6 protein-coding genes are annotated in these 6,983 nt (G+C 56.0%); 3 read left to right on the forward strand and 3 right to left on the reverse strand.

The features are described 5' to 3' along the window. A partial coding sequence (locus tag MUB52_RS23685; RefSeq protein ID WP_263846629.1) for an integrase core domain-containing protein occupies window positions 1-289 on the forward strand: 289 nt, incomplete at its 5' end. 545 nt (window positions 290-834) lie between these two features. Here MUB52_RS23685 and MUB52_RS23690 read toward each other — a convergent pair. The 3 genes from MUB52_RS23690 to MUB52_RS23700 all read right to left on the reverse strand — a co-directional run bounded on the left by MUB52_RS23690 (window position 835) and on the right by MUB52_RS23700 (window position 5,129). Further along, entirely contained in the window at window positions 835-1,335 is a 501-nt protein-coding gene (locus tag MUB52_RS23690; RefSeq protein WP_263846630.1) for a chemotaxis protein CheW, read from the reverse strand. A 66-nt stretch (window positions 1,336-1,401) separates the two neighbouring features. Then, window positions 1,402-3,840, reverse strand: coding sequence for a methyl-accepting chemotaxis protein (locus tag MUB52_RS23695; RefSeq protein WP_263846631.1), 2,439 nt, complete (start codon window positions 3,838-3,840; stop codon window positions 1,402-1,404). 596 nt (window positions 3,841-4,436) lie between these two features. Next, the gene (locus tag MUB52_RS23700; RefSeq protein WP_263846632.1) at window positions 4,437-5,129 is read right to left on the reverse strand and encodes a helix-turn-helix transcriptional regulator; all 693 of its coding nucleotides are present in this window, start codon (window positions 5,127-5,129) and stop codon (window positions 4,437-4,439) included. Window positions 5,130-5,283: 154 nt separating this feature from the next. On the opposite strand from MUB52_RS23700, the gene MUB52_RS23705 reads away from it, so the two are divergent. Beyond that, window positions 5,284-6,096, forward strand: coding sequence for a DMT family transporter (locus tag MUB52_RS23705; protein WP_263846633.1), 813 nt, complete (start codon window positions 5,284-5,286; stop codon window positions 6,094-6,096). Between the two features lie 37 nt (window positions 6,097-6,133). Further along, window positions 6,134-6,865: an NAD-dependent epimerase/dehydratase family protein gene (locus tag MUB52_RS23710; RefSeq protein ID WP_263846634.1), complete on the forward strand. Its 732-nt coding sequence runs from the start codon at window positions 6,134-6,136 to the stop codon at window positions 6,863-6,865. The last annotated feature ends 118 nt before the right edge of the window (window positions 6,866-6,983 follow it).

Genomic DNA, 6,983 nt, shown 5'->3' on the forward strand with positions numbered 1-6,983 from the left:
TGTTCATATATTGTTCTCATTCATGGGCATAGTCAATCGCTTGGTGCATTTGCTACCTAAGACCGAATGCCTGAACGAAGAGATGTTCGAGAGCCTCGACGACGCGCGGCGAAAACTGGCGTTGTGGCGACATGACTACAACAACGTCAGACCACACTCATCGCTCAAGAACCAAACGCCCGCAGAAGCGCGCCGGACGCTTGAGCAAATTGAGGGCTCCGCGCCCGGCGCGCTTGCCCAACCAGACGACGAAGAATATGAAACCCAGACCCGCAAACTCTCGTTATGAATGAGAGAGCCTCGGGGGGCAGGTCAACAGCGTTGGGCATGAAATTGATGGAGAGGTCACTATCCAGACCAGCTGCAGCTGCCACCTCAATGGCGGTTGATCGGCAAAGCTGATCGAAACGATATCGGTTTTTGTCGCTGATATGCTAAAAAACCTCGCCTGCCGATCATCCGTCCTTACCGCGAACAAGTGCTTCCTGGGCGAACACTTTGCCTGAGGTCACATCGAAAATCGGCTGGAAAGCCATAGTTAGTTCTTCTTCGAATGCCGCTACAGGTCTTGTGGCACAATGCTCGCAGGATTTGTAAATCCGACTAGTTTGCGTCCGACATTCACCTTCTAGATTGCGAAGTACTTTGACTAAAAAAGGGTTAGCTCAAAGCGCTTAAGATCTAGAAACTGCTGCTCAAGGAAATCGCTCACATTTTAGACATGGTCGGGAATAGAATCCTCTTTTGGTGAACGTAGGAGCAAAAGGCATCCTCGATTGCTTTGGATGCCTCTGCAGCCAGTCCATTTTGGATTGGGGATCTGGTGCCAAGTTTTTATTGGAACTTCTGTAGCTCGTTTTCGCAGACTTGTGGAATAAGGTTGATCTGCGCCGGCTTGAGCGATGACAGTTCTAGGACACGGACTAGCTTTTTGCCGATGAGTGTTAGGGCGCGCACGCAGGGCTGTTCGTCGCGTGACACGGCATCCGATGGTCGCTGCAAGTCGTCCTCTGATGGCGCGATGATATCCGACACTGCATCGACCAACAAACCAATCGGTTCATTGTCAAGCTCAGCCACGATAATGACGCTTCTCTCGTTGACTTCCGGCGTTGGCAGGCCCAACCTTCCTGCAAGATCGAGCAGGGGTAACACTTCGCCGCGCAAATTGATGACACCCAGCATATCCGCGGGAGCATCGGGCATTTCTGACGGTGTCGTCCAGCTTCGGATCTCGCGCGTTGAACCTATGTCAATTGCATAATCCTGGCCGCCAGCTCTAAAGGAAAGCAGTTCGACTGCTACCGATTTGTCGGTTAAATCAATGTCGTTCATGGTAGGATCCTTCAAATCAACAAGTACCGGAAGCGTGGGGCTGAACGCGCCACGCCTGTTGTTGGATCAGAATTCTTCCCAACTCTCGTCGACGACCGGTTGACCGCCGGCAACGGCGGCAGTTCTTCGCGGTTGAGCAGGATGATCCGCCGATGCTGCCACGGTCGTTTCGGCCTTCGGTTTTTTGGCTGGCGTCTCCGATTTCGACACACCGTGAAACTGTTGCAGGGCCTTGGCCAGTGTGGTGGCCTCTTTGCTCATCGAAACGCTCGCAGCGGTCATCTCTTCCAGCGAAGCGGCGTTTGTTTGCGCAGTCTTGTCAATCGACCTGACGGCCGTATTGACCTCCTCGATCCCAACCGATTGTTGCTCGACCGCCATTGCAATTTCAGAGATCTGATCCGACGCAACTTCCACGTCGCCAATGATCTCTTCGAGCGCTTTGCGGGACAAGGCGACTTGTTCGACACCGACTTCGACACTTTGATTGTTCTGGTCAATGACCTGGCTGATTTCCTGCACCGCTTCCTGAGAGCGCTGCGCCAGCGCGCGCACTTCGGACGCGACAACCGAGAACCCGCGTCCGGCTTCGCCAGCGCGTGCGGCTTCGACCCCCGCATTCAGCGCGAGGAGATTGATCTGGAACGCAATGTCTTCGATCACTTTGACCACCCGGTTGATCTGTGCCGAGGCCTCCGTCATCGCATTGATCGAAGCTTCGGTCTCATCCGAGACTTGGCGGGTCTTGTCGGCACTTTCACGCACCTTGCGCGTCGCCTCATCAGCTGATTTTGCGTTGGTGACCACCTGGCGAATGCTGGCGGTGATCTGTTCCACAGCAGCCGAGGTTTCTTCCACCGCCGCCGCGTTGTCTTCAGCGCGCTTCGCCATGTCGTTGGACGATTTCTCAAGATGGACCGATGTTTCGGACACATTCTGACCGCTGTCCATAATCTCCGCCATCGTGGCCGACAGTGTCGTCAGGGCAGCGTTGAAATCGTCCTTCATGCGCAGGAAGGCGCCCTGACGGTCACCATCGATCCGGATACCGAGGTTGCCTTGCGACAACTCTCCGATGCTTCTCACGATGTCGTCGATGTTGGCTTCTGTCTGCTCCAGCAACTTGTTGATGACATCTGCCAGCCCGACGAGAGCCTCGTCGTCAATGTCTTTTGACATGCGATTGGAGAAATCGCCGGACGCGGCTTCGCCCAGAACACGTTCCATATCCTTCTGGAAGTTTTCCAGGGTCTGCATCCGCGCGCGCTCGGCCTCGCGTTCGCGCTCCTCGACCGCACGGCGTTCTTTCTCCAGCTCCGCCTCGCGCGCCCGGTTCGCCTCTTCCAACTCGCGTTCCTTCTTCTCCTTCTCCTTGACTTCAAGGTCCAGATCACGGGCCTTACGGGCGTTGTCGAGGAAGACAACCATTGCATTGGTCATCTTGCCGATCTCATGCTCGTCTTTGCTGGGTTCAATCTCGACATCTAGGTTGCCGTCGGCAAGCTCGCCCATGTCTTCGGTGATCCGGGTCAGGCTCGAGGCAATGATCCGCGCGGTGAAGAAGGCCAGAATGCCGCCAATGATCGCACCGATCACAACAAAGACGGAGACGATCACGATCGAGCGCTGCGCCATAGCTGCCCCTGCCGGGCCTAGCGTGTTCTGCCGGTCAACGACGGCATTGAGCGCTGTCTCCATGCGCGACAGGGTCTCCGGCCCGATCTCATCCATGCGCGCGTAGATCGCGTTGCGCTCTGAAATCACATTGATCACCGCCTCCTTGGCCGTGTCGAAGGCGGCAAGGTCGTCTATCGTCGCCTGCGCGAGTTCGCGCCGGCGCGGGTTCTGCAATTCGCGCAGCAGATCGGTCATGCCGTTGCGGGCCAGCTCAATTTCCTCGTCGGCGCGGGCACCGTCGCTTTCCTTGTTGTCGATAAGGAACCGCTCCAGATAGAGGCGGGCCAGCAACAGATGTGACGACACGCGGCCCGCGACCGCGGCAGCTTGCGGATCGTTGTCCCGCAGGGCCGTCTCCATGATTTCGGACAGCTGTTCGCGGGCCTTCTTGCCCAATTCAGCCGTCTCTTCCACATACGCATCGCGCTCTGTCTGCTTTTCGTAGGCAGCTTCCATCGAGGTTTCATACTCGATCAGCAGATCGGCGATATTTGTCAGTTCTACCTGCTCGGGATAGCCTTCCATCATCTCGATGAGTTCGGGTGACAACTCAACGATCTCTTCGATATTGCCGATCACACCGTCGCGGCCGTTGTACCCATCGATGTACTTGCGATCCTTGGTGATCCGGTACTTGGAGCTGTCGAGACGCGCTTCGAACAGGTCCTCGGTCAGCTCATTGGCAATCAGGCTGGTCTTGGCCGTACCTCGGTACTCGACGAAAGTATCCGCAAGTCTGTTCGTTTGATAGGAGGCGAAGCCTCCAACGATAACGACAAGTGCAATCATTGCACCCATCCCAAGATAGATCCGCATGACAATCGACATGTAAGGCCCTCCAAGAGCAATTGTGCGCAAAATTGCGAGCGAGCTACGCGAAATGTCTTACAGAAGTGTTGCGAGTGGAGGGTGTATCTGAGAACCGAAGACTACAACCACCGCTGGAGCGGAAGGAGCATCGAAAACTCTATGGCATGTCATCCTTGACGACTGCGACCCGCCGACCGAACCGATGTCCGCAAGTAGCTGAAACATCCCATCAAACGTTCTTGCGCAAAAGGGGACTGGTCAGAGACGCCGGTCAGAATAGGGCACGAGTCTTGGTCAGTCTGCAAATACCGCTGCATGGTCGTACGAAAAACACTCAACTTGTCCGGCCGCCTATCTTGCCATTGAGCCGCCGGAACCCGCTATTCAAATGGAGGCCAGCCTGGCTGTCAACGAATACTCGCTTTACTGAAAATACTGTTCCGTGCCTGAACTTGGATATGCGGTACTTCTCGGTGCTTTGTGCACTCGCAGCAGAAATACCGAAGCTACATAATGGGCTCTTGCTGGACCTTAGCCGCAAGGTGTTCGGATACGTGCAAGGCGGACGGAGCTGCCGTCCAACGCTTAGACGCAATTGCCGCTTTTCTTGGAAATCAAAGCTCTCTCATCGGAACGACGTTGTGCTTTTGCTCAACCTCCCATTGCTCAATCAACGCATCGCTCTGACCCAAAAAGGTGTCGCTTAGCAGATTTGCTTTCTTCACTCGATCCAGCCTGAAATGCCGCACGTCCGTCCTGAGTTCACACCAGGCCATGAGCAGCACTGCGTCCACGTAGTAGATCAGGACCAGCGGCCAGATCGTGCGCTCGGTTCTTTGTTGCTCAACGTCACAATACTCGATGTTCATCTTTCGCTCATCGCGAATGGCTTTGCGAAGTTCGCTGAGATTGACTTTGGTGACATTTTCAACTCCCCAAGCCGATGTGAGCAGTTGCCGGGTGCCGGGTGCCGCTTCGTGTAGTTTCCGTGATGCGCGTCGTGCAGCGCGCCAAAGACTCGGATCACCCGTGCGCGCGATCAGGCTGAGCCCGACCGAGATCGATTCGGCTTCCTCGACATCAAAGTTGATTGGCGGGAGGTCGTATCCCTCGCGCATAACATAACCGACCCCAGGCTCGCCGATGATCGGTGTCTGCATCGCCTGCAAACTGGCAATGTCGCGGTATACGGTCCGGATCGAGATTTCCAGCGCCTCAGCGATCTCGCGTGCGAGGACCGGCCCCTTTGCGTTGCGCAAGAGCTGGATTACTTCAAAAAGCCTGGCCGATCTCGACACCTTGGTCACCTCCAAGTTTTCGAAGGCGTATCACATCACTACTGCCACACAGATGGCAGTAGTGTGCAGATATAGGGACGCTGACGCAAACCCTGATAGCTGCCGAGACCGACCTTTGAGCACTCCCTTGACTGGAAACGATGTGGCGCGAGGAACGCGCCTGATGGTCTTCGCCGCACTCCTGCTCGCGTCGGGCGCGACATCGGCGCGCTTTGCCACTGAAGGCATGAATGTGCTGGTTGTCGTCTTCTGGACGAACCTCTGGATGTTCATCATGATGTCGGCGTGGATACTCATCATGCGCCCCGCTGGCGGCGTGAGAACGGATAAGCTGTCCAAGCATTTCCTGAGATCGGTGTTCACCTACAGCGCGCTCGTGACGTATTTCTATGCGCTGGCGCAGATTCCCTTCGCAAACGCGGTGGTTCTGCAATCCATGGGTCCGGTCTTCGTGCCCATTCTGGCATTTCTGGTATTTCGGCGCCTGGCGGATCGATATGTCTGGCTTGGGGTTCTGATCAGCTTCGTCGGCGTCGTGATGATCGTCCAGCCTGACCGGGTGGGCGTGTCTATTGGCGAGGTTGCTGCGATCCTCGCCGCTCTTGGAGGAGCTGCAGCTGCACTGGTCATCTGGTCGATGTCGGCAACCGAGCCCGTCGAACGGCAAATGTTTTACTTCTCGTTCTTCGCGCTCCTGCTGTCAGCACTGCCGCTACCGTGGACGTGGGAGACTCCATCGGTGGCACAACTCACCCCGATCATCGCCGTCGCGGCCTTTACCATCATCGGCCAGTTCTACTACGCCAAGGCGTTTTCGGCGGCCCCTGGAGATAAAGTAATTACCTGGAGCTACATGGCCATTGTGTTTGCGGCGATCTTTGGCTTCATCCTCTGGTGTGAACCCATTCTGCCACTGACCGCGGTGGGCGCGGCACTCGTCGTCAGAGGCGCTCATCTCGCAACGCGCGTCCGCTAGGTCGGTAACGGAAGAATATCAAAAAGGGGGGGATATCATGCAAAAAGTGCTGGTGACTGGCTCATCGGGTCGGATAGGGGAAGCCTTTGTTACCGAACATCAAGACCGCTATGAGTTTGTGCTGTCAGATGTGCGAGAACCCGCTCGTCCCATCGAAGGCCCTCATCGTTTCGTCCAAGCTGACCTTTCCGATCCCAGTACCGCAGACGCCTTGTGTCTTGGCGTAGATGCCGTTGTGCATCTCGCTGGCATACCTGACCCGGACGCTGAGTTTGACGACCTGCTGCACGCCAATATCTTAGCCACAACCTATTTGATTGACGCCACGTGGAAAGCAGGGTGTCGCCGCTTCATTTACGCTAGCAGCGCGCAAACCATCGAAGGTTACCCTGTCGACCGGCAAGTCGTGCCGGGAATGGGTGTCGCCCCGGCCAATCTCTATGGAGTCTCCAAGTGCTACGGGGAAGCCCTTTGTTCGCTCTACGCGACACAGCACGGCATGTCCTGTGTCTCACTGCGGATCGGGGCGTTCGAGCCATCCGACGGCCCGCCACTTGAAACCATGCGCGACCTCAGTGCTTGGCTCAGTCGCGACGATGCAACGCACCTGATCGACCGCGCAATTCAGGCTGAAATCAGCGGACACTTCATTGCGCACGGTATCTCCAACAATCGGTTTAAGCGGCTTGATCTGACCGAAACGCGCAGGGTGCTCGGGTACGCACCGAAGGACGACGCGTTTTCCACTTTTCCGTTACCCTCTGGCTGAGAAGCTGACGTTCGGCCAAAGTGCAGCAACAAGCAGTTTGGGCCGATTCTGTTCTCTAATCTGTCAATGCGTGTTTTCTGAACTTCCTTCTTCTTGCGTCTGAGGTTGCCTTTGTTCT

The organism is Roseobacter sinensis (assembly GCF_025755255.1).
Classification (GTDB): domain Bacteria; phylum Pseudomonadota; class Alphaproteobacteria; order Rhodobacterales; family Rhodobacteraceae; genus Roseobacter; species Roseobacter sinensis.